Source organism: Alkalihalophilus sp. As8PL (assembly GCF_040939795.1).
GTDB lineage: Bacteria > Bacillota > Bacilli > Bacillales > Bacillaceae_D > Alkalihalophilus > Alkalihalophilus lindianensis.
Map to the genome: position 1 here is coordinate 3,258,929 of NZ_CP162551.1, position 24,096 is coordinate 3,283,024.

The following is a 24,096-nucleotide window of genomic DNA, read 5'->3' on the forward strand; positions in this document are numbered from 1 at the left end:
GTGATTGATCATGAAATGGACATTGCAACAACTACAAATTGCTAAGCATAAACCTTTTATTTTTGATGAAACGATTGATCTATCAGATTTAAAAGAACAAAATGCAGAAGTGAGAAATGTTTCTCCGATCCGAGTTCAAGGTGAACTAACTTACTCAGGACAACTTTTAACGTTTCATTTGCATATTACAGGTGAGTTAACATTGCCATGTTCTCGAACATTAGTCGATGTGTTATTCCCTATTGATTTGCAAGTGACTGAGCAGTTCCGCCCTGAAAATGCCTATCATATCTCGCAAGAAGAGAAAGAAGAGGCCATTGTGATTGAAGGAGATACAGTAGATTTAACTCCGGCGATTAAAGAATATATTCTGCTTGAGATTCCTCTTCAAGTGTATGCGGAAGATCAAGTAAATCCTGAAGCGCCGCCGTCTGGTAATGGATGGGAAATTATTACCGAAGAAGATCAAGAAAAACGGGTAGATCCAAGACTTGCGGATCTAGCAAAGTTTTTTGATGACAAGAAATAAGAAAATCGAAGCACCGGCATTTGTTCGGACCTTCATTTCATACAAGCTAGCTTTCGTTTAAATATGAACTGAACTAGTAATCATTTAAATCCTATAAGGAGGTGGGAATGATGGCAGTACCTTTTAGAAGAACTTCTAAAACTCGCAAGAATAAGCGTCGTACTCACTACAAACTAGCAGTACCTGGCATGACTAAATGCCCTGAGTGTGGAGAACTAAAACTTGCTCACCGTGTATGTAAAGAGTGTGGCTCATACAAAGGCCAAGACGTAATCAGCAAGTAATATTGACGTGTGATAACATCGTATAAGCAAGGAGCCCTAAGCTCCTTGCTTATTTTTTTATTTGAAGGGATTTAGAGGGTTTTGTCGAATGACTTGAATTGAAGGGAGAGTTTAAAATGAAAAAAGTTAAGCTTATAGAAGAAAAAGACCTAACATGGATTGTATTGAATCGAGAACAATTAAGGAATGCAATAGATGTAGATGTAATGGATCAACTTTTAGAAGCACTTCATATTGCAAAAATAAACACTAGTAAAGCTGTAGTTTTAATTGGAGAAGGAGACGCTGCTTTTTGCTCAGGGGGAGATCTTTCTGTTTTTCATGAGTTAAAAACAGAACAACAAGCGCTAGGGATGCTAAGTAAAATGCAAAACGTTTTAGAAGAGATCTTTTATTTTCCAAAGCTTACGGTTTCTGCTCTAAATGGAACGGCTGTAGGAGGAGGATGCGAATTAGCGACTTCTTGTGATTTACGTATCGCAGCTCCACATGTTAAAGTTGGCTTTATTCAAGGGTCCCTTGGAATTACTACGGGATGGGGAGGAGCTTCGATGCTATATGAAAGACTACCTCAACCAGTAGCCATGGAAATGTTGATGACGAGTAGAGTCTATAAAGCAGATGAGGCAAGAGCACTCGGATTTTTGCAAGGGATTATACTAAAAGAACCTTTCATAGAAGGTGTGAGAGAATGGTTAGCTCCTTATTTGAAAGTAGAGAATGGGGTTATAGCAGCGTATAAACACCGTTTTGTCGATAAGGTTTCTCGTGATGAGCTATCCACACGAATGAAGGAAGAAGTAGCAGAATGTGCAAAGCTATGGGAAACAGATGAGCACCACCAAGCAGTAGACGCTTTTTTAAATCGTACATAATAAATAAGCATTCAATGAATAGAGTTTAAGTAAGAAGGAAATAATCTCTTACTAGAACAAAGTCTATCTCCTCTAGTAGCCGCATACGTATTAACAAATGGAAGTGAAGGAGGGTTTTTGATGACAACTATTCGTCAGGATGCGTGGAGTACCGATGAAGATTTAATTTTGGCTGAAGTTGTGCTTCGTCATATAAGAGAAGGGAGTACCCAGCTAGCTGCTTTTGAAGAGGTAGGGGACCGCCTTTCGCGCACTAGTGCAGCGTGTGGATTTCGTTGGAATTCAGCGATTCGAAAAAAATATGAATCTGCTATTGGTTTAGCAAAAAAACAGCGTGCCAAGGGGAGAGCTTTGACAGGGGATTTCATTCCAAAAGAAGTCAAAAAAGAAAAAAGCGAAGAAAACATTCTTGCACCTGTAGTTGATGACGTTAAAGGTGAAATTGCTAATGCAGCAGAGTTAAATTCAAATGATAGTTTGACAATGGATAAGGTCATTGAGTTTCTTTCAGGCTATCCGAAGGTAGATAAGAGTCAAGAGTATACAAACCAAATTAAACGGTTAGAAGAAGAGAATGAGATGTTAGTAAAAAGAGTAGAAAAACTAGAGAATGAAAAGAAGATTATTGCTGAAGATTATAAAGCGCTAATTGGTATCATGGACCGGGCGCGTCAATTCTCTGTTTACGATCATTCCACTAAAAGTGTTGCTCAATCTACAAAATAAAAGAAGCGATCATCTGATCGCTTCTTTTTGCTTACATTTGTTGTGCCGTTTCGATTGTTGGCAATCCAGGAGAAGGGCTTGCTTGCTCTTGAACCCCAAGTGGATACCATACAAATGGACTTTCACCACGATCTCGACTAGGCTGATACGTAGATGATTCAAACCCCATTCTTTCCCAGAAGTCACTAGAACCTTGTCGTGCATTAGTCTTAATTGGAAGTCTGAAACTTTTAGCGAAATCAACAAGTGCAGATCCATATCCTTTTCCACGGTATGGCTCTAATACTTCAAGTTTCCATAATTCAAGATAGTCTTGCTGAGGCTCGAAGTAACGATCGAATTTCCCTTCAATTCTGTATAGGCTCATTCTAGCTACTAGTTTCTTACCGAAATAAATACCATAGAAAGGGGATTCGCTATCATTCTCGATAATATTTGCTTCTAAGTCACCTTTCATGGACAACTCAGCTGCTCCGAATTCCCGAAAGTTTTTAAATTCCTCGAGTGTTTTATAATTAACAAGTAAGCGCTTAACCTCAAAGTTTGTCATAATACATTTCCTCCTTATGAAAAGCTACATTGATGTTCTTCTTTTATTTTACTACAAAATGTAATGTAAGCGTTATGAAAACTAAAAATTCCGCCCTTTAATTAAAAAGAAAAAGTATTCTGAAAAATAAAAGCTTGTCTGCATTATGGGGCAATATGGTACAATTTGATAAGAAATGTGAAAGAGGAGATTTTAATGAGTGTACATATCATTGGAGCGGGGGCAATTGGACTACTCCTTTCCTATTATTTGCATAGAGCAGGTCAGGATGTAACTTTAATTACCAGAACTCAAGAGCAGGCCAAAGAAATCAATAAAAAAGGGATTGTATTTAAACGAGATCTATTTAAAGACCAGTTCAATATTAAAGCAATTTCTTTTGATGAATGTCATCAGGAATCAATAGACTGCTTTGTTATAACCGTGAAGTCTTATCAAATAGAAGGAATTTTGCAAAGGGTTGGAGCAAAGGGGATGAATTTTAATTCCATTCTTTTTTTGTCTAATGGAATGGGTCATGTATCTCTAATGGATTCAATACCCCCTTCAATCAAAGTAGCTGTAGGTGTAGTTGAGCATGGTGCAATGAAGGAAACGAGTACTGTAGTGAAGCATACTGGTGTAGGAAGAATCAGGTGGGCCTCCGTAAACGATCGAACATACGATTTAGATTTCTTCACAAAGCTTAATGACCCCTTATTTTTTCCAATAGTAAAAGAAGATAACTGGATGAAAATGTTGGAAGAAAAATTAATTGTAAATGTTTGTATTAATCCTCTTACATCCTTATTTCAAGTTCAAAATGGTGATCTTATACATAATCGTTATTATACTCAATTGATGGGTGCTGTCTTTAATGAAGCTATGACTATATTACGTCGCAATGACAAAGAAAAGATGTGGAAGTTAGTAATTGAAGTTTGTGAAAAAACAGCTCAAAACTACTCTTCTATGTGTATAGACTTAAAGATGGGCGCTAGGACTGAAGTTGAGAGTATAAGCGGCTATTTAATAGAAAAAGCATTAATTGAAACGATTCCTCACCCTACGATTTCATTTATACATCATGCTATTAAAGGACGTGAATTTCAGACGAGAGGAGGGGGAGCATGAGTACAGCTTTAGCTTGGATTGTTGCGACAGTGGTGACATTGCCATTGCTTGGTTGGTATGTTGTTTACATTGTTACCGTCAAAATAACGAAAAAAAAATCGAAAGCGATTCGTTTGGCGTCGGATGTGTCTGTGTTATTCTTCGTTGCAGCTGTCTATTACATCATTCTAGAGATTTGGTCAAAATCTTTCTTTTGGCTCTTGTTAACACTTTTCTTCTTAGTTGCGCTTCTGTTTACAATCCTTCATTGGAAGGTGGCAAAAGATATTCACGTTCGAAAATTATTCAGAGGGATCTGGCGTTTTAACTTTCTAATGTTCTTCTTTCTCTATCTTATTCTAAGTGGGTATGGTATTGTCACAAGATTATTCGTCAGCCTCTAAGTAAGAAGACGTATGATTTGGTGGATGAGCCCGACTTTGCTATTATTAAGGTTGATTACATAGAGGAAGGGATGTCTTTTCAATGGAAGTCAAGGAAATGGACATTGCAGCGAAGTCAAGATTTCTATCTGATTATTTAGATGGGCATCCTCATTTACATGCCTGTTTTGATTACTCTGCAACTGATAAAGAACGATTTAAAAAACGAAAACAAGAGCTTGAGAAGCGGTCGTTTCCACGAGAAGCGTTAGTAGAGCATCTACAACTCACCCACAAGGATCTTCCATATAAAAATGCGGTTGAGTCAAATATTGAAAAGCTAAAAGATCCTACCTCGGTCGTAGTAGTAGGAGGACAGCAAGCTGGCTTACTTACAGGCCCCTTGTATACCGTATATAAGGCAATGAGTGTCATCTTTCTTGCTAAATCACAAGAAAGTGAACTTCAAGTACCCGTCGTTCCTGTTTTTTGGATTGCGGGGGAGGACCATGACCTTGAAGAAGTGAGGTTTGTATATACTCAAAAGGGTGAGACGTGGAAAAAGGTAGGAATTGATATGACTGATACGTATCAATCTTTATCTTCTACTCTCTTACCTAAAGACAAGTTACATACATGGCTCAATCAAATACTTAAGACTTTACCAGAAACGGATCACACGGAACATCTTATTGCGACAATCAAAAATTTTGCTGAACGATCGAGCACTTTTGTAGATTTCTTCTCACTTGTAATGAATTGGCTTTTTAAAGAAGAAGGGCTTATTTTACTTGATTCTGATCACCCAGGTTTGAGAGCGATTGAAACCGATTATTTTATGATGTTGGTGAATCGAGTGGAGGATCTTCAATCAGCACAGCAAAAAGGTGAACAGACCTTTAGTGAATTAGGATATGGCGAACCCATTTCAACTGATCAGGAAAACGCACACTTATTCTACACATATAACGATGAACGAAAGAGGCTTGACTACAAAGATGGTGCTTTTTATATAAAAAATAGTGAGATACGTTATACGAAACGGGAGCTAGTAGATCTCGTCTCAAAGTATCCAGAACGTTTTAGTAATAATGTAGTGACAAGACCACTGATGCAGGAATTTATCTTACCAGTCCTTTCATTTGTTGCAGGACCTGGTGAGCTTGCTTATTGGGGAACATTAAAGCCGGTATTTCATGCATTTCATACATCGATGCCCCCTTTAACACCAAGGCTGCAAATGACGTTTGTTCCTCGTTCCATGCAAAAGTGGGTTGAAGAAAATCAGTACACGTATGATCAATTGTTATCAGGTGAGGTCGGGGACTTAAAGAAGAATTGGCTAAAGGAAGTAGAAAACCATCCTATTGATGAAGTTTTAGCAGGTGTTACGACTACAATCAAAGAGGCTCATCTCTCTGTACAGCAACTTTCCAAGAAGATCGATGAGACTCTTTATCGGTTATCAAAGAAGAATGAAGAGATCATTTTAGAGCAACTAAATTTTATGAAGAAAAAAATGGTTCATTCTATTGAAGGAAAACACCAATTGGCGCTATCAAAATTTGACGAAGCAGAAAATTGGTTAACCCCCTTAAATCGACCGCAAGAACGCGTTATTCATCCCATAGTTTTACTAAACCTAGCAGGTTGTGATGCTATTGACCGAATCATGGAACAAAAAATGTCACTAAACACCTATCATAAACTCATTTTGTTGTAAAAAACTGTTCGAAGACACCGTCGAAAGAATGAGAACGAAAAATCCTGTCTATTGGCAGGATTTTTTTTGTTTATAGGAAATTTAATTTATAGTGGTACAAAGTGGAGGGTTGTGGTAACTTAAGGGTAGTAAGTGGGGGGAGATGGATGCACGATGTTCATGGGGGAGTATCGCCACAACGTCGATGAAAAAGGAAGAATGATTGTGCCTGCAAAATTTCGAGAGTCACTAGGTACGTCCTTTGTTGTAACCCGTGGATTAGATCGGTGTCTATTTGTGTACCCACTAGATGAATGGAAACGACTTGAAGAACAGTTAAAAACCCTCCCTTTTACAAAAAAAGATGCTAGAGCTTTTACTCGTTTTTTCTTTTCTGGAGCTGCTGAATGTGAACTAGACAAGCAGGGAAGAGTAAATATTGCACAAACGTTACGCGAATATGCAGAACTCGAAAAAGAGTGTGTGATCATTGGGGTTTCTAATCGAGTAGAAGTATGGAGTAAGGCGAAGTGGGAAGAGTACTTTGAGGAATCAGAAGACTCATTTGGTGAAATTGCTGAGAATTTAATTGACTTTGATCTATAGACACTACATCACGATATGGATAGGAAAGAGATGGTGATAACATGTTCACCCACATCACGGTATTAAAAGAAGAGTCCGTAAAAGGTTTGGCGATTAAGCCAAATGGCATCTATGTTGATTGCACTCTAGGAGGAGCGGGGCATTCGTCACTCATACTAGAACAATTAAGTGACGAGGGTCATTTATATGCATTTGATCAAGATGATACAGCTCTCGCTCATGCAAAAGAGGTTTTATCTAAATATGAAGGGAAGTTCACCTTAATTCGAAGCAATTTTCGTTTTCTGCGAGAAGAGCTTGCTAAACACGGCATCTCAAAAGTAGATGGTGTACTGTTTGACCTAGGTGTAAGCTCCCCTCAGCTAGATGAAGCGGAAAGAGGCTTTAGTTATCATCAAGATGCGGCTCTTGATATGAGAATGGACCAAACAGCATCCTTGACAGCTCATCAAGTGGTAAATGAATGGGAATTTAATCGACTCGTTTCTATTATTTCTAGGTATGGGGAAGAGAAATTTGCAAAGCAAATTGCTAGAAAAATTGAAGCGGCAAGGGAAAAAAAATCGATCGATACAACAAGTGAGTTGGTAGAAATCATTAAAGATGCGATTCCAGCTCCGGCAAGAAGAACTGGTGGACACCCCGCAAAGAGAACCTTCCAAGCAATACGTATCGCCGTTAATGACGAACTTGGTGCTTTTGAGGAAGCGTTGGAAGATGCCATCACCATTACGAACCAAAACGGTCGAATTTGTGTGATTACTTTTCATTCATTAGAAGATCGTCTATGTAAAGAAATATTTAGAGAAAAAAGTAAAGGGCCTGACCTGCCTCCTGGCTTACCAGTCATACCTGAAGGGTACGAACCTGATTTAAAATTGATTACAAGAAAACCCATTATAGCCGGAGATGTAGAATTAACTGCGAATAACCGAGCCCGTTCAGCTAAATTACGAATTGCTGAAAAACAAAAATAAGGAGGTTTTTAAAATGAGTATGGTTGCCCGTCAAATTCAACACCAACATCAAACTGAAGTGAAAACAAAAAAGGTTGTTAGGCGTCATAGATCTAGAATTACCTTAGGGGAAAAGATTATCGGTCTTACTATGACGGTTGTTGCATTTGCGATGATTGGTTTAATGCTACATAATTATGCATCGATTTATACCTTAAATAAGGATGTACATCAGCTTCAAGGAACAATTTCACAACAATCGCAAGTAAATGAAGGGCTCTCCCTTCAAGTTGTTGAACTGAGTGCACCTGATCGAATTCTAGATATTGCTACTGGTGAACTTGGAATGTCATTAGATGATAATAAAGTGAAAGTCGTTCAAAACTAGTTCATTCTTTGAACTAGTTTTTTTTCACAACTGTACCTAGTTGTACAATCTATAAGTCTATTTTTATTTAAGAGGAAGTGAGAAACGTGGAGATTAAACGTGCTGCAACGAATGTTCGTGCCGTCGTCATCTTAGCGAGCTTTCTCGTCCTTTTTGCGATCTTGATGGGACGATTTACTTACATTCAAGTGACAAAAGAAGTGAAAGGACAAGAGCTTGCAACAATGGGAGAAGAACGCTGGTCAAAAGAACAAGTGATTGAAGGCAAGCGAGGAACAATTTTTGATCGGCGAGGTAGCGCGCTTGCAGAAGAATTAAATTCTTATAATGTGTTTGCTATTTTAAGCGCAGATTATCCTAATCATGTGGTTGACCCTAAAGAAACTGCAAATAAGTTGGCTCCACATATTTCTATGGAACAAGCGGATTTAGAACGAATCCTCTCAACCGAAGGTCGGTTCCAAGTAGAGTTAGGTGCCGGAGCAAGAAATCTCACACACGCTGAGATGGAAGAAATAAAAGCACTAAACTTGGAAGGGATTATGTTTAGCGAAGAGCCAAGGCGTTATTATCCGAAGCAAACGTATGCCTCACATGTGATTGGTTACACAGAAAGTAATATGGAAACAGCTAGAATGGGTTTAGAAAGAAGCTTAGATGAGTATTTAAGAGCTGAAGATGGGTTAGTACAATATCAAAGTGACCGCCGAGGGGTGCCACTTCCAAATGCAACAAGACATGTGACCGCCCCTAAAAACGGGCATGATGTGTATTTAACATTAGATTCAAATATCCAAACAGCACTAGAGCAAGTCATGACTCAAGTTAATGAACAGTATGAACCTGAGAAAATGATCGCGATTGTGGCAGATCCAAAAACAGGTGAAATTTTAGCGATGAGTAATCGACCGAGTTTTAACCCCAACCGTTATCAAGACATTTCTAATTATATGAACTATGCTGTATCGAATCATTACGAGCCAGGCTCGACGATGAAGATTTTCACGATGGCAGCTGCGATAGAAGAGGGTGTTTATAACGGAGAAGATACATTTATGTCTGGTCAATTGAATGTAGGGCCAAACACGGTTAGTGATCACAATGGTGGTCGGGGGTGGGGAACCATTTCTTTTGACGAGGGAATGTTAAGGTCCTCAAACGTTGCTTTCACCAAAATTGCCCTTGATCAATTAGGTCCTGAAAAGCTTTATGAATACCTCAATCGTTTTGGCTTTGATCAGCCGACTGGAATTGATCTACCGAATGAAGCAACAAGTCTAATAGCAAATCAATACAAATACGATGCTGCAGCAACCGCATTTGGGCAAGGTACAGCGGTTACCCCAATTCAACAGATTCAAGCGGCAACAGCCATCGCCAATGGTGGAGAAATGATGAAACCGTATGTGATTGATCGTATCGTTGATTCAGAAACGAGTGAAACAATCGAGCAAAAAGAACCACAAGTAGTAGGGAATCCAATCTCTAGTGACACTTCAAAGCAGATGCTTGATATTATGGGAGAAGTGGTAACCTCGTCGGTTGGTACGGGAAAACCGTATTATATTGAAGGGTTTGATGTAGCTGGAAAAACGGGGACGGCTCAAATCCCAAATCCAAATGCTCCGGGATACATTCGCGGTCATGGCGAAAATATATTCTCGTTCATAGGTATGGCTCCAAAGGATGATCCTAAGTTAGTTGTATATGTAGCCGTCGAGCGTCCTAACTTACAATCATTTGAATCAGGTTCAGAGCCTTCTGCAAAAATATTCAATACAATTATGAAACAAAGTTTGCAATACTTAAATATTACGCCAACTCTTGAAGAAATTACTGAAGAAGCTGAGGATGGCTATGTGACAAGAGAATTTAAGGGTGAAAAGACAAATGATGTTAAGGAAGAGTTAGAATCCGAAGGCTTTGAAGTGTATGTATTAGGGGATGGCTCTAAAATTACAAAGCAAGCTCCAGAGGGTGATCAAGCTCTTATGGAAGGGGAGAAAGTCTTCTTATTCACAGAAGGTGAGACCTTTGAAATGCCGGATGTGACCGGTTGGTCAAATAGAGATGTATTGAAGCTAGCTAGAGTAACAGATATCACACCTAATATTTTTGGAAGTGGATTTGTTGTCAGTCAGAGTATAGAACCTGGTAAGGAAATTTCAATTGGTGAAAATATTGTGTTTGAATTAGCTAATTTAGAGGAAATACATGAAATGGATGATGTTGAAGAAGGTGAAGAAGCCCTTGAAGAAACAGATGAGGAACTAGAGGGTGAAGAGGAAGAAGAAGTTCAAGTTGGAGAATAAGCCTTAGCAATAAATAGTATAAATAACGGAGCTCGCACCAATGTTCTAATCATCTCTCACCTAGCATACGTTAGAACAAGCCTACGTCACTTGATTGACGTACTTGATCTAATTGGAGGCGGGAGGTATATATGGTGCGAGTTTCTAATGTTACTGTGAGAAAACGGCTTGTTTTGGTTTTGTTTTTAGGACTGGCTGTTTTTTGTGTGATTGCCTTAAGGCTAGGGTATGTTCAGTTTGCCTTAGGAGATTGGTTAACAGACCGAGCAGAAGATTCATGGAGTCGTGATGTACCTTTTGAAGCAAAACGTGGTGAAATTAAAGACCGCAATGATGTGGTTCTAGCAACGAATGTTAGTGCACCTTCTATTTTAGTCGTGCCTAGACAAGTGAAAGATCCTTCTGATACGGCAGAAAAACTAGCTTCAGTTTTAGAAATGGATGTCCAAAAAGCTTATCAACTTGTAACAAAATCAGAATCGATTGTTCGCTTAAATCCTGAAGGGAGAAAAGTGAACAAAGAAAAAGCAAGTGAAGTAAGAGCGTTAAGACTCCCCGGCGTCTATATTGCAGAAGATAGTAAACGTCATTATCCCTTTGGGAGTTATTTATCCCATGTGTTAGGATTTGCAGGAATTGATAATCAAGGATTAACGGGTCTTGAGCAATATTATGATGAGGAGTTAAAAGGGGAAAAAGGACATGTTTCTTTCTTCTCGACTGCAAAAGGGAACAGAATGCCTAATCTAGCCGATGAATACACGGCTCCGAATAACGGGTTTGATCTTAGATTAACGATAGATAGCAAAGTGCAAACCATCATGGAAAACCACCTAGATATTGCAGAAGCTACATACAATCCAGATGGAGCAATTGCTATTGCGATGAATCCAAATACTGGTGAAATACTTGGTATGAGTAGCCGTCCACATTATGATCCTGAAAATTTTAGAGAGGTTCCTCCTGAAATTTATAATCAAAACAAGCCAGTGTGGATGCAATATGAGCCAGGATCAACTTTCAAGATCATCACGCTTGCTGCTGCTCTTGAAGAAGGAGAAGTGGACCTTGAGAAAGATACATTTCATGATCCAGGATATATTGAAGTGTCAGGACACAGATTACGTTGTTGGAAAAAGGGAGGACATGGGTCACAGACATTTCTAGAAGTGGTCCAAAACTCTTGTAACCCGGGATTTGTCGTTCTTGGTGAACGCTTAGGGAAAGATCGCTTATTCAACTATATCGATGATTTTGGCTTTGGTCAAAAGACGGGTATTGATTTACAAGGTGAAGGAAAAGGGATCTTATTTAACCGGGATAATGTCGGTCCTCTTGAACTCGCAACTACTGCTTTTGGTCAAGGTGTCGCAGTTACCCCTCTTCAACAAGTAACGGCAGTATCGGCTGCCATTAATGGAGGATTTTTATACCAACCTTATTTAGCCAAAGAATGGGTAGATCCTTTGACGAATGAAGTAGTCGATAGCCAAACATCGATTATGAAAAGACAAGTGATTTCTGAAGAGACATCTGAAAAAGTTCGCCATGCACTTGAAAGTGTAGTTGCTCAAGGTACTGGTAAAGGGGCTTTTGTAGATGGTTACCGTGTTGGTGGAAAGACTGGAACAGCTCAAAAAGCTAAAGATGGAAGATACCTTGAAAATAATCATATAGTATCCTTTATTGGTTTTGCTCCAGCTGATGATCCGCAAATAGTGGTTTATGTTGCAGTAGATAATCCAAAAGACACCTTGCAATTTGGTGGGATTGTTGCAGCACCAATTGTTGGAAATATTATTGGAGATAGTTTACGAGCTATGGGAGTAGAAGCAAGAGAAGATCAAATAGAGAAGGAATTAGCCTGGAATGATGAACCTTTGATTGAAGTGCCTGATCTAGTAGGCAGGACGAAGCGTGAAATTCATGAAGCTTATTACGAATTGAAGGTAGATGCAACGGGGGAAGGTGAGCACGTTCTTGCCCAATCACCTTCTGCAGGTGTGAAAGTAACAACGGGATCAACAATCCGTCTTTATATGGGTGACAAATAAATAGGTTACGACTAAAATAGAGTTTATATGCCTTAGGAAGCAAATGAGAAGCCTCTATTCATAAAGAGGCTTCTTTTAAGACTTGAAAGTGAAAATAAACACGGTATACTAGTTCTTTGGTTGATTAAAAAGTGAGAATATGAGCAACGATGATAGAAAATGGTTATATGAATGAGAGGGTTTTAAAATGAAACTTCAACAACTAACAGATGTATTAAGAACGTATGAAATCAAAAATGAAGGAAATCCAGATATTCTTCAGATTGAAATGGATTCAAGAGAGGTGCAAGAAGGGACGTTATTTTTCTGCATTCCAGGATACACAGTAGATGGTCATGATTATGCCCACCAAGCGGTTAAAAGTGGAGCTGTTGCAGTAGTGGCTGAAAGAGAGCTACCTCAACTAGATGTACCGACAATTATTGTGCGTGATATAAAGCGAGCAATGGCTCGTATAGCGAATCTTTTTTACCAAGATCCTACATCTAGTCTTCACCTCATTGGTGTAACAGGAACCAATGGTAAAACAACTGTGACTCATTTACTTGAACAAATCATGAGAGATGGCAAAAAGAAAACTGGTCTGATTGGTACGATGTATACAAAGATTGGCGACCAACAATTAAACACTCAAAACACAACGCCAGAATCGATCACCTTACAAAAGCGTTTCAAAGAAATGGTTGATGCAGAGGTTGATACGGCATTAATGGAAGTGTCTTCTCATGCGCTGCATCTTGGTCGAGTAAGAGGTTGTGACTTTAACGTCGCGGTCTTTACTAATTTAACCCCTGATCATTTAAACTATCATGAAACAATGGAAGCTTACATGTATGCCAAAGGGCTGTTGTTTGCTCAATTAGGTAATCGTTATAGTAATGATAAAGTGGCAATCTTTAATTGTGATGATCAAGCAACAAATGAATTGTTAAATATGACAACTGTTGATGCAATTACATATGGAATAAAGAATCATGCAGATGTTATGGCAAAGGATATCCAAATCTCTTCTAATGGGACGACATTTATGTTATCTGCTTTTCAAGAGGAAATTGAAATTAACATGAAGTTAATCGGAATGTTTAGTGTGTACAATGCATTAGCAGCAGCAAGTGCCGCACTTGTATCTGGTATTCCACTTGAAACAGTTAAAGAAAGTTTGGAAAGTGTAGAAGGTGTAGCTGGACGCTTTGAACCGGTTGATGCAGGCCAAGATTACACAGTGATTGTAGATTATGCTCATACTTCTGATAGCTTAGAAAATGTATTAACCACAGTTAAAGAGTTTGCCAAAGGGAATATTTCAGTCGTGGTAGGATGTGGGGGAGATCGTGATCGTACTAAACGCCCTGTGATGGCGGAAATTGCCACAAAGTATGCAGACCACGCCATTTTTACATCAGATAATCCACGTTCAGAAGATCCGAAGCAAATTTTAGATGATATGGTAACAGGTTTGGCAGCTCAGAATTTCTCTGTTTGTCTTGATCGAAAGGATGCTATCTACCAAGCTGTCAATCAAGCGCAGAAAAACGATATTTTGGTAATTGCTGGTAAGGGGCACGAAACGTATCAAATCATCGGGTCTAAAACGATTCATTTTGATGATCGCGAAGTAGCAAAACAAGCCATTGAAGAAAGGGTGTAACAATGCTCACATCATCCTTATTAAAACCAATTACATTAAAAACACGATTAGTAACAGAAGAAATGAGCTTTACTGTAGTCTCCACTGATACAAGGACGATTACAGCTGGTGCCTTATTTGTACCTTTAATTGGGGAACGATTTAACGGTCATGATTATGTGTTGACGGCCATTCAAAACGGAGCCATCGCTGCTTTATGGGAAGAGGGACAACCTCTCCCGAAAGAGCTACCGAGTGAATTTCAATTGTTTATCGTTAAGGATACTCTTTATGCTCTACAAGAGATGGCTAGTGTTTATCGGAAGAAAGTTAATCCTAAAGTTATCGGAATTACAGGTAGTAACGGAAAAACAACTACGAAAGATATCCTTGCTTCGATTCTTTCTGTAAAAGGCGAAACGTATAAAACACAAGGAAATTTCAATAATCATATCGGGCTGCCATTAACTATTTTAGGAATGCCAAGTACATGTGAGTATTTAATTTTAGAAATGGGTATGAGTGGGTTTGGAGAAATTGAAAGACTTAGCATGATTGCCGAGCCTGATATGGCACTTGTCACAAACATAGGTGAATCCCATATGGAGCAATTAGGTAGTAGAGAGGGAATTGCTAAAGCAAAGATGGAAATTAAAGAAGGTCTCTTAGCAAAAGGTTCTCTTTTTGTGGATAGTGATGAGCCTTTACTTCGAGCATGGAATGACCCTTGTATCGTTAAAGTAGGTTTTAAGGAAGCCGATCTTTTAATTGATCATGTCACTGCCACTGAAACTGGCTATGAATTTGCAATTGGAAACGAAAGCTATTCTTTATCAATGTTAGGCAAACATAATGTCAAAAATGCAGCATATTGTATAGCTGTTGCTAAAAATTTTGGCCTATCGGTAGAACAAATTAAAAAAGGCTTAGCAAGTCTTTCCCTTACTTCTATGCGATTAGAACGCCTTACTGGTAATCATGGAGAATTAATTGTCAATGATGCCTATAATGCAAGTCCGACATCGATGATAGCTGCAATTGAGGCTATAAAAATGATTCCCAATTACCAAAAACGTGTTCTCGTCCTAGGTGATATGTTCGAGCTTGGGAGCAATGAAGAAGCCCTCCATAAATCTGTAGCTAATGTGATTACTGAACCTATTACCCACATTATGACACTCGGTGATCGAGCAAAGTGGATCTATGAAGCTATTCTTGAGCGAGAACATGAATCTTTTCAGAAAGTAACTCATATCGAGACGAAGCAAGAGGCCGCTAATCAATTAAAAGAACTAGTGGATAATGAAACGGTTGTTTTATTTAAAGCTTCAAGAGGAATGAAACTTGAGGAAGTTATAACGATTTACCAAGACACTACAGAAAGGGGGAATGATTAGCAATGTTAGAAAGAGTATTACTGATTTCTTTACTTGTCTCATTTGGAGTTGCTGTCATTTTATCACCATTATTTATCCCTTTTTTAAGAAAATTGAAATTTGGTCAAAGTATTAGAGATGAAGGTCCCGAATCTCATCAGAAAAAGAATGGGACGCCAACTATGGGCGGGATTGTCATTGTTTTATCAATTATAGCAACAACTATTTTTATTTCATTGCAGTATTTATCGTTTAGCCTAGAAATTTTACTTTTATTACTAGTAACTGTAGGGTTTGGTCTTGTTGGCTTTTTAGATGATTATATTAAGGTTGTTAAAAAGCGAAATCTTGGATTAACGTCTAAACAGAAACTTGTCGGTCAATTAATTATTGCAGGACTGTTTTACTGGGGATTATTACAATTAGGCATTTCCACAGTAATTACAATTCCAGCAACGACCATTTCACTCGATATAGGGTGGCTATATTTACCGCTTGTGATTGTTATGCTAGTTGGGGCGTCAAATGCAGTTAATTTAACGGATGGTTTGGATGGATTGTTAGCTGGAACAGGAGCTATTGCATTTGGTGCTTTTGCTATTCTTGCTTGGTATGCAGATCTGATCGATGTAGCGATATTTAGTGCAGCGATTGTTGGGGCTGTTTTGGGTTTCCTTGTTTTTAATGCACACCCTGCTAAAGTGTTTATGGGAGATACCGGATCGCTCGCTCTAGGTGGAGCCATTGCGGCAATTGCCATTATGACAAAACAAGAGTTACTACTTGTATTAATTGGAGGGGTATTTGTTATTGAAACCCTATCCGTTATTATTCAGGTTATTTCATTTAAAACAAGAGGCAAGCGTGTGTTTAAAATGAGTCCTCTTCACCATCACTATGAACTATCCGGCTGGTCTGAATGGCGTGTTGTTGTAACGTTTTGGATGGTCGGTATGATCTTAGCTGTGCTTGGAATTTACTTAGAGGTGTGGATGTAAATGATAAATAAAGAATTGTATAGAGGTAAAAATATACTCGTTTTAGGTTTAGCTAAAAGTGGTGAGGCTGCTGCATTACTGCTTCACGAGCTTGGTGCGAATGTAGTAGTAAATGATGCCTTGCCGTATGAAGAAAATGCGCAAGCAAGAGTTCTTGAAGCAAAAGGATTAAAAGTGGTGTGTGGGGATCATCCGCTTTCTCTTTTAGATGATGGAGTAGAACTTGTCGTAAAGAACCCAGGTATCCCATACCACAATGCCCTAGTAAAAGAGGCTATGGCTCGTTCTATTTCAGTTGTAACAGAGGTTGAGTTAACTTCGCAGTTAAGTGAAGCGGACATCATCGCTATTACTGGCTCGAATGGGAAGACAACAACTACTACGTTAGTATTTGAAATGCTTAAAAATAGCCCGAAAACTCCCATTATTGCTGGGAATATCGGAACAGTCTCTTGTGAAGTCGTTAAAGAAGCGACAAATGAAGATGTGATGGTACTTGAAGCTTCTAGCTTTCAATTACTAGGTACAGAAGCGTTTCACCCTAAAGTAAGTGTATTGTTAAACCTTTTTGACGCCCATTTAGATTATCATGGTACAAAAGAGGAATACATTCGCGCGAAAGCCAAAATAACAGCTAATCAAACAGAGCAAGATCAATTTATTTACAATGCTGATGATGAGCTTGTTTCAAAGGTTGCTTCAACGACTAAAGCTAAAACGATTCCTTTTTCAACGAAACAAGTATTACTTGAAGGTGTGTATGTAAAAGATAACAAGATTTATTTCGGTAAGGAAGAAATTGTAGAATTAGCGGATGTTGTCCTGCCTGGAGCTCATAATGTGGAAAATATTCTTGCGGCTGTTGGTGCAGCTATGTCTATGGGAGCTTCAAAGCAGCAGATCACAGAAGTCCTACATACCTTTAGCGGAGTGGAACATCGCTTGCAATTTGTAACAAAAATTAAAGATCGTTTATTCTATAATGACTCGAAAGCAACCAATATTCTTGCTGCCAAAAAAGCACTTGAAGCTTTCGATCAACCTGTTATTCTCTTAGCTGGTGGACTAGATCGCGGGAATGAATTCGATGAATTAGCCTCTTCTCTATCTAATGTGAAAGCTTTAGTAGCCTTCGGTGAAACAAAAGAAAAGTTAGCCGCAACTGCTAAACAATCAAATGTTAGGGAAGTTCAATTTGCAAATCGTGTTGAAGATGCGGTTGAGCTAGCTTATCAACTTTCAAATGAGGGTGATGTTGTTTTATTATCACCTGCCTGTGCAAGTTGGGATCAATATAAAACATTTGAAGAGCGTGGCAATGAATTTGTCACTGCTGTAAGGGCGCTTCAACTCTAAACGATAGCTACTATTCCAGCTTTGGAATAGTAGCTTTTTTTAGGCATGTCTAATTGATAGGGACATGTTTTTCTTTGTTCGTGCATAGGGTGTAAAGAGAGAAATATCGTAATGAAAATTGTTTTGAATGAGGTGTCCCTATTGCAAAACCAAAGACATGCACCAGATTATGTTTTGTTATTAGCAACCATAGCACTACTTGCCATAGGCTTGATAATGGTTTACAGTGCCTCAGAAGCATGGGCCTCATATAGGTTCGATGACTCCTTTTTCTTTGCTAAACGGCAACTCTTTTTTGCTAGTATCGGTGTTGTAGCGATGTTATTTATTATGAATGTGGATTATTGGACATGGAGAACATGGGCTAAGCTATTGTTGATCATCTGTTTTATCCTATTGATCATTGTTTTGATACCTGGTGTTGGTCTAGTACGAGGTGGGGCGAGGAGTTGGCTTGGAGTCGGAGCTTTTTCCATTCAACCTTCCGAGTTTATGAAAATGGCGATGATTGCTTTTCTTGCAAAGTACTTATCGGAAAATCAAAAGAAAATTGTCTCATTTAAAAAAGGGCTTGTCCCGTCCTTATCACTTGTGATGCTTGCGTTTGGAATGATTATGTTACAGCCAGACTTAGGCACGGGAGCAGTCATGGTTGGGACATGTGTAGCGATGATTTTTGTTGCAGGAGCTAAAATTAGCCACTTTATTGGCTTGGCTATGATTGGGTTAGTAGGGTTTGTTGGGTTGATTGCCTCAGCACCTTACCGAATCAAAAGGATCACTTCTTTTCTGGATCCATGGTCTGATCCTCTTGGTAGTGGATTTCAAATTATTCAATCACTCTATGCAATAGGACCTGGTGGGTTAATGGGAATGGGGTTAGGTGAAAGTCGGCAAAAATATTTCTATTTACCAGAACCCCAAACAGACTTTATCTTTGCTATATTAGCAGAAGAGTTAGGGTTTATTGGAGGACTATTTGTTATTTTTCTATTCGGGATTTTGCTTTGGAGAGGAATTAAAATCGCATTAGGAGCGCCGGATTTATTTGGTAGCTTTTTATCAGTCGGTATTATTGGAATGATCGCGATTCAAGTCATGATTAATATTGGGGTTGTCACAGGTTTAATGCCGGTAACTGGTATCACTTTACCATTTTTAAGTTATGGTGGCTCCTCTTTGACTTTAATGCTTGTGGCGATCGGGGTGTTATTAAATATTAGTAGGCATGCTAGGATGTGACTCTTCTTGTAAGAAGGGTCCATTTTTGTGAAAACCTTATGTCTGTGGCGATTCCTACAAAAAATCACACAGAATTGCGGTATAATCCAAGCATTGTTCGTGATAAAATGAACAATATGAAACAATTGTTGGAGGTACATTATGAGAGTAGTAGTGAGCGGTGGGGGAACAGGTGGTCATATTTATCCAGCCTTGTCCTTGATTAAAGAAATAAAAAAACAAAATCCGGGTGCAGAGATATTATACATCGGTACAAAAAAAGGCTTAGAAAATGAACTAGTAACAAGAGAGGGTATTCCGTTTAAAACGATACATATAACTGGCTTCAGACGGAAAATTTCTGTGGAGAATGTAAAAACCGTTTTACGCTTTTTAAAAGGTACGAGAGAAAGCAAAAAAATGCTAAAGGATTTCAAACCTGATGTAGTGGTTGGAACAGGAGGGTATGTATGTGGGCCTGTCGTTTATGCTGCAGCAAAAATGGGCATTCCTTCTGTTATTCATGAACAAAATAGTGTACCAGGTTTAACAAATAAATTTCTAAGCAAATATGTCAATAAGGTAGCTATTTGTTTTGATGCTGCTGCTCCTTATTTTCCTAAAGGTAAAGTTGTCTTTACAGGTAATCCGCGTGCCACTGAAGTAATGAATGTGGATGCAAAAGCTGGGGCGGCATCTCTTGGTTTAGATTCAACAAAGAAAACGGTTTTAATAGTAGGTGGGAGTCGAGGAGCTAAACCTATTAATGACGCTTTCTTAAGTGTGCTTGATCAAGTAGCAGATCGTGCGTTTCAAGTCATTTATGTGACCGGATCGGTGCATTATGAGGCTGTTTCAAAGAAAGTAGAAGAAGTAGGGAACCCATGTAATGTCATCGTCAAACCATTTATCCATAATATGCCTGATGTATTAGGTGCTGTTGACTTAGTCGTTGCACGTGCTGGTGCAACGACATTAGCAGAAATAACGGCTCTTGGCTTACCAAGTATTTTAATACCAAGCCCTTATGTAACGAATAATCATCAAGAGAAGAATGCTCGTTCACTTGAAGAAGGCGGAGCTGCTATTGTTCGACTTGAAAGTGAAATGAATGGGGAGCAATTAATAAAAGATATCGATTCTGTGTTTAGTGAAAAAGAATCGTGGGAAAAGATGCATGATGCAGCATTGAAATTGGGTGTACCTACTGCGGCAAGTGATGTATATCAATTGCTAAAGGATGTTTCACGCTAATTAGGTCATCACATAAGATGAAATAAATAATGATTGTTGGAATGGATAAGAGAGGGATGTAGGTATGGAACAGGTGATTCAGAAGTTAAAAGATGCAGAGGTCGGCACGGTGAAAATTGGGGAACCTCTAAGTCAACATACTACTTGGAAGATCGGCGGGCCAGCTGATGTTTTAATTGAGCCAGGTAGTGTAGAAGGCTTAATAAAAGCTATGGCTATTATAAATGAGGAACAAGTACCTTTTAGAGCGATTGGTCGCGGGTCAAATCTCCTTGTATCGGATGAGGGAATTGAAGGGGTAGTCATTAAATTAGGTCGTGGTCTGGACCATTTAGAAATTAATGATGATGAGATTACGGTTGGAGGCGGCTATCCACTGATTAAGTTAGTGACCGTAATTAGTCGTCAAGGATTATCTGGACTGGAATTCGCAGGTGGAATTCCTGGTTCAGTGGGTGGGGCGGTCTTTATGAATGCTGGGGCACATGGAGCAGATATTTCAAAGATTTTAAAGAAGACGCGCGTCTTGTATCCAGACGGCCGTCTAGAATGGATCGACGCTGATGATATGGAATTTGCTTATCGTACTTCAAGACTACAGCGTGAAGAAGGTATATGTGTCGAGGCAGTATTCAAATTGCAAAAAGGTGAAAAGGAAGACATCGTTAAACATATGCAAAAAAATAAAGACTATCGTCGTGAAACACAACCATGGAGTCATCCAACATGTGGAAGTGTGTTTCGCAACCCGCTGCCTAACCATGCTGGAGCCCTTATTGAAGAAGCAGGCTTAAAGGGTTACCGGATCGGTGGAGCTCAAATATCTGAGATGCATGCTAATTTCATCGTCAATATTGAGGAGGCGAAAGCAGAAGATGTACTTAATTTAATCAAGCATGCGAAAGAGACGATTAAAAAGTCAAAAGGCATTGATATGGAAACAGAAGTAGAAATGATTGGAAGAAAGCTGAAAACCCCTTAAACAGCAGTGAATCTCTCTGATGACTATGGTATAATTAAACAAATGTAATCATTACTTCCTCTTTTTCTTCTGAAAAACTCAGGAGGAGAAGAGGGTTATTATACTATCGTATCGGAGACGATAATCGGGGGATCAGCGATGAGCAATGAAAAAGTGGTTACGATAAATGAGCGGATACCTACTTTAAAAGAACAACGTAAGAGAAGAGCAAATCGTCGGTTGCTGTTTTTTTTATCACTTTTCTTTTTGTTATTGTTGCTAATGGTTTATTTTCAGTCTCCTTTAAGTCATATACGATCTATCGAAGTAGAGGGAAATTTTTTAGTAGAAGATGAACAAGTTATTGAAGCTTCTCAATTATCTACGGGGACAAGCATGTGGAATCTTGAAGAAGAAACCATTCGTAATCAACTTCTCCTACTTTCGGAGGTTGCGGATGTATCGCTAAGTAGAAAATTCCCAACAACAGTGGTTCTAACTATTAAAGAGCATTCGAGGATTGGTTATTTATATGTTGATGGTAAATATTATCCACTATTAGAAAGCGGGACATTTCTAAGTGAATTACCAAGACATCAATTCCCATCGGATGCGCCTATACTAATTGATTGGGAGCAAGGAGAAGCATTAACAGAGTTTTCAAGAGAGTTAATGAGCACCCCTGAGCAATTAATTGAGCGGATGTCAGAAATCTTTTATGCTCCTACTGAAACGGAGTCAGACGAAGTGATCATACATATGAATGATGGATTAGAAGTTCATTCTACTATTAAAGATTTTTCAGACCGAATGAGACCTTACCCATCCATTGTTCGTGAACTTGATCCGAGCCGTAGAGGAATTCTTCATATGAAAATGAGCCCATACTTTGAGGATTTTGATCTTGAGGAGGAAGAAGATATTGAAGTTGAAGGTGAAGGGTAAACATGCAATCTTATCCTTCGTTCTGCTCGTAACTGGCTTTATTCTAGCACTGAGCTATGAGATAACAAATGAGAGACAGGCTGAATTAACACCTGGTTATGAAAGGCAGTGGAGGCATGAGGATGAGCTTCGTAACCAAATATTAACGATTCAACAAAGAAACCAAGTATTGCAAGATGAATTACGAGAGTACCAAAGTGAAGTTCGGTTATTAGAAGAGCAATTAGCTTCAGAAAGCGCTGAACAAGAATTGCGTACAACGAATTTACTAGAGGATTTGGACCGTCTACGTAAAGTGGTAGGAAATGTTCCGGTAAAAGGACCTGGTTTAGAGGTTTCTTTAGAAGATGCTTCTTATGTGCCAGAAGGTTCGAATCCGAATGACTATATTGTCCACGAAATCCATGTTCAAAAAGTCGTGCATGAATTGTTTGTGGCAGGCGCTGAAGCCATTGCCATTAATGGTCATCGCCTATCTCACCAGTCCTATATTCAATGTGCAGGCCCAGTCATTATTATTGATGGCCATACATCCTATGCACCTTTTGTCGTAACGGCTATCGGTGATGGTGAAAAATTTGAACAAGCCATTTCATTAATTGGTGGTGTTAAAGACCAGTTATTAAATGATGGCATAAGTGTGCGGATTCAGCAACAAGGGTTAATAGAACTCGACCCTTATTTAACAGAGGGTGGGTGACAAAAGAATGAATCGAAAATGGATATTTACTTTTGTTGCCTTTGTGATTGGATTTATGTTAGCTATTCAATTTAAAACAACCCAGGAGCCGGTGGTTAGGGATACTCGGGATATTAGAGAGCTGCGTAATGAGGTTGAGCAAGAAAGAGAGAGGGAGCAACAACTATCTTCTGAGATCAAAAAAGCGCAAGACTTACTTGCACAGTATGGTCATACACTTGATGAAGATCATGAAAATATAGATGTTGTCCTAGATCAACAAATTGCTGATCTCCGCACTGAGGCAGGACTTACCGAAGTCAGAGGTGCGGGAGTGGTCATAACGATTGAACCTTTTTACGATGAACTCTCGCCAAACCATATGAGACGTACCCCTACACCAGAACGATTTCGTTATTTAATTAATGAGTTAAATGTGAATGGAGCGGACAGTATTGCAGTAGCTGATGAAAGATTAATATCTACCTCAGCATTTCGAGATGTAAATGGCATTACGCATCTAAATTATCGCAGGCTACCTCCCCTTCCTCTTGAGGTTAAAGTGTTAACTGATGATCCAGAGCGGTTGCACAATCGTATGGTTGTATCAGAGTCTGTTGAGTATTTTGAGATTGATGGCTTTCTTTTAACGGTAGAGCAAGTAGATGACTTGATCTTACCTGGATACGACCAAACACCTCGTGTAAGGTATATGGAAGAAGTGAAGGAGGGGTAACGATCTATGTGGCTTCCAATAATAGGGTTACTTCTTGGAATTACATTAGGTATAATGACCGAATTTAGAGTACCTGCTGAGTATTCAAGCTACTTATCTATTGCCGTTTTGGCTGCACTAGATACTTTATTTGGCGGGATTCGTGCGCACCTGCAGGAGACCTTTGACTCAAATGTATTTGTCACTGGCTTTTTCTTTAATATTTTACTTGCTGCAGGTTTGGCTTTTCTAGGGGTTCATCTTGGTGTAGACTTATACTTAGCAGCAATCTTTGCTTTTGGTGTTCGTCTTTTTAATAATATCGCTGTCATTCGCCGTATGTTATTATCAAAGTGGCAAGCTAAAAGAAGCGAAGGACAAGCTTGATAATCAAAAGAAGTTCAAAATGACTGAAAAAAAAAGAAAATGAGCGTTTTTAAAAGGAAAACAGCGCTTGATGTTGAATACTTCTTTATATTCAACTTTTCGCGAACGGTTACTCTAAAG

24 protein-coding genes are annotated in these 24,096 nt (G+C 38.9%); 23 read left to right on the plus strand and 1 reads right to left on the minus strand.

Translation table 11 applies throughout. The features are described 5' to 3' along the window. Positions 1-10: 10 nt before the first annotated feature. The 4 genes from AB3N04_RS17985 to AB3N04_RS18000 all read left to right on the plus strand — a co-directional run bounded on the left by AB3N04_RS17985 (position 11) and on the right by AB3N04_RS18000 (position 2,414). Entirely contained in the window at positions 11-529 is a 519-nt protein-coding gene (locus AB3N04_RS17985; RefSeq protein WP_368503977.1) for a DUF177 domain-containing protein, read from the plus strand. Positions 530-639: 110 nt separating this feature from the next. Continuing rightward, complete coding sequence (gene rpmF, locus AB3N04_RS17990) at positions 640-813, plus strand: 50S ribosomal protein L32 (protein WP_012959505.1); 174 nt, start codon at positions 640-642, stop codon at positions 811-813. Positions 814-929: 116 nt separating this feature from the next. Continuing rightward, on the plus strand, positions 930-1,688 hold the full coding sequence (locus AB3N04_RS17995) for an enoyl-CoA hydratase/isomerase family protein (RefSeq protein ID WP_368503978.1): 759 nt from the start codon (positions 930-932) through the stop codon (positions 1,686-1,688). Between the two features lie 120 nt (positions 1,689-1,808). Next, positions 1,809-2,414 carry an RsfA family transcriptional regulator gene (locus AB3N04_RS18000; RefSeq protein WP_368503979.1) on the plus strand — a complete coding sequence of 202 codons (606 nt, stop codon included), beginning with the start codon at positions 1,809-1,811 and terminating at the stop codon, positions 2,412-2,414. Between the two features lie 31 nt (positions 2,415-2,445). Here the strand turns inward: AB3N04_RS18000 and AB3N04_RS18005 are convergent, their stop codons facing one another. After that, a complete protein-coding gene (locus AB3N04_RS18005) occupies positions 2,446-2,964 on the minus strand; it encodes an N-acetyltransferase (RefSeq protein WP_368503980.1) in 519 nt (172 codons plus the stop codon). A 195-nt stretch (positions 2,965-3,159) separates the two neighbouring features. Here AB3N04_RS18005 and AB3N04_RS18010 point away from each other — a divergent pair, with 195 nt between their 5' ends. The 19 genes from AB3N04_RS18010 to AB3N04_RS18100 all read left to right on the plus strand — a co-directional run bounded on the left by AB3N04_RS18010 (position 3,160) and on the right by AB3N04_RS18100 (position 23,976). Beyond that, a complete protein-coding gene (locus AB3N04_RS18010) occupies positions 3,160-4,077 on the plus strand; it encodes a 2-dehydropantoate 2-reductase (RefSeq protein WP_368503981.1) in 918 nt (305 codons plus the stop codon). Beyond that, positions 4,074-4,460, plus strand: coding sequence for a DUF3397 domain-containing protein (locus AB3N04_RS18015; protein ID WP_317122522.1), 387 nt, complete (start codon positions 4,074-4,076; stop codon positions 4,458-4,460). Before AB3N04_RS18010 ends, AB3N04_RS18015 begins: the two co-directional genes overlap by 4 nt. Positions 4,461-4,542: 82 nt before the next feature. After that, positions 4,543-6,162 (plus strand): bacillithiol biosynthesis cysteine-adding enzyme BshC, encoded by a 1,620-nt coding sequence (gene bshC, locus AB3N04_RS18020; protein ID WP_368503982.1) that lies wholly within the window; start codon positions 4,543-4,545, stop codon positions 6,160-6,162. Between the two features lie 153 nt (positions 6,163-6,315). Next, positions 6,316-6,747 (plus strand): division/cell wall cluster transcriptional repressor MraZ, encoded by a 432-nt coding sequence (mraZ, locus tag AB3N04_RS18025; protein ID WP_047973725.1) that lies wholly within the window; start codon positions 6,316-6,318, stop codon positions 6,745-6,747. 41 nt (positions 6,748-6,788) lie between these two features. Next, positions 6,789-7,724 carry a 16S rRNA (cytosine(1402)-N(4))-methyltransferase RsmH gene (rsmH, locus tag AB3N04_RS18030; protein WP_368503983.1) on the plus strand — a complete coding sequence of 312 codons (936 nt, stop codon included), beginning with the start codon at positions 6,789-6,791 and terminating at the stop codon, positions 7,722-7,724. A gap of 13 nt (positions 7,725-7,737) precedes the next feature. Then, positions 7,738-8,091, plus strand: coding sequence for a cell division protein FtsL (ftsL, locus tag AB3N04_RS18035; RefSeq protein WP_368503984.1), 354 nt, complete (start codon positions 7,738-7,740; stop codon positions 8,089-8,091). A gap of 86 nt (positions 8,092-8,177) precedes the next feature. Then, positions 8,178-10,403: a penicillin-binding protein gene (locus tag AB3N04_RS18040; protein WP_368503985.1), complete on the plus strand. Its 2,226-nt coding sequence runs from the start codon at positions 8,178-8,180 to the stop codon at positions 10,401-10,403. Between the two features lie 134 nt (positions 10,404-10,537). Beyond that, entirely contained in the window at positions 10,538-12,457 is a 1,920-nt protein-coding gene (locus AB3N04_RS18045; RefSeq protein ID WP_368506092.1) for a stage V sporulation protein D, read from the plus strand. Between the two features lie 187 nt (positions 12,458-12,644). After that, entirely contained in the window at positions 12,645-14,105 is a 1,461-nt protein-coding gene (locus AB3N04_RS18050; protein ID WP_368503986.1) for a UDP-N-acetylmuramoyl-L-alanyl-D-glutamate--2,6-diaminopimelate ligase, read from the plus strand. Positions 14,106-14,107: 2 nt separating this feature from the next. Beyond that, positions 14,108-15,481 (plus strand): UDP-N-acetylmuramoyl-tripeptide--D-alanyl-D-alanine ligase, encoded by a 1,374-nt coding sequence (murF, locus tag AB3N04_RS18055; RefSeq protein WP_368503987.1) that lies wholly within the window; start codon positions 14,108-14,110, stop codon positions 15,479-15,481. Between the two features lie 2 nt (positions 15,482-15,483). Then, positions 15,484-16,458, plus strand: coding sequence for a phospho-N-acetylmuramoyl-pentapeptide-transferase (mraY, locus tag AB3N04_RS18060; protein WP_368503988.1), 975 nt, complete (start codon positions 15,484-15,486; stop codon positions 16,456-16,458). Beyond that, the gene (gene murD, locus AB3N04_RS18065) at positions 16,459-17,814 is read left to right on the plus strand and encodes a UDP-N-acetylmuramoyl-L-alanine--D-glutamate ligase (RefSeq protein ID WP_368503989.1); all 1,356 of its coding nucleotides are present in this window, start codon (positions 16,459-16,461) and stop codon (positions 17,812-17,814) included. It abuts the gene before it with no gap. Positions 17,815-17,955: 141 nt separating this feature from the next. After that, positions 17,956-19,056, plus strand: a complete 1,101-nt coding sequence (spoVE, locus tag AB3N04_RS18070) for a stage V sporulation protein E (RefSeq protein ID WP_368503990.1) — start codon at positions 17,956-17,958, stop codon at positions 19,054-19,056. A gap of 141 nt (positions 19,057-19,197) precedes the next feature. Further along, complete coding sequence (murG, locus tag AB3N04_RS18075; RefSeq protein WP_368503991.1) at positions 19,198-20,289, plus strand: undecaprenyldiphospho-muramoylpentapeptide beta-N-acetylglucosaminyltransferase; 1,092 nt, start codon at positions 19,198-19,200, stop codon at positions 20,287-20,289. Positions 20,290-20,353: 64 nt separating this feature from the next. After that, positions 20,354-21,271: a UDP-N-acetylmuramate dehydrogenase gene (murB, locus tag AB3N04_RS18080; RefSeq protein WP_368503992.1), complete on the plus strand. Its 918-nt coding sequence runs from the start codon at positions 20,354-20,356 to the stop codon at positions 21,269-21,271. A 138-nt stretch (positions 21,272-21,409) separates the two neighbouring features. Then, positions 21,410-22,195, plus strand: coding sequence for a cell division protein FtsQ/DivIB (locus AB3N04_RS18085; protein ID WP_368503993.1), 786 nt, complete (start codon positions 21,410-21,412; stop codon positions 22,193-22,195). Continuing rightward, positions 22,179-22,895 carry a DUF881 domain-containing protein gene (locus AB3N04_RS18090; RefSeq protein ID WP_317122835.1) on the plus strand — a complete coding sequence of 239 codons (717 nt, stop codon included), beginning with the start codon at positions 22,179-22,181 and terminating at the stop codon, positions 22,893-22,895. Before AB3N04_RS18085 ends, AB3N04_RS18090 begins: the two co-directional genes overlap by 17 nt. A 7-nt stretch (positions 22,896-22,902) precedes the next feature. Then, a complete protein-coding gene (locus tag AB3N04_RS18095; RefSeq protein ID WP_368503994.1) occupies positions 22,903-23,610 on the plus strand; it encodes a DUF881 domain-containing protein in 708 nt (235 codons plus the stop codon). 6 nt (positions 23,611-23,616) lie between these two features. Next, a complete protein-coding gene (locus AB3N04_RS18100) occupies positions 23,617-23,976 on the plus strand; it encodes a small basic family protein (protein WP_368503995.1) in 360 nt (119 codons plus the stop codon). Positions 23,977-24,096 lie beyond the last annotated feature (120 nt).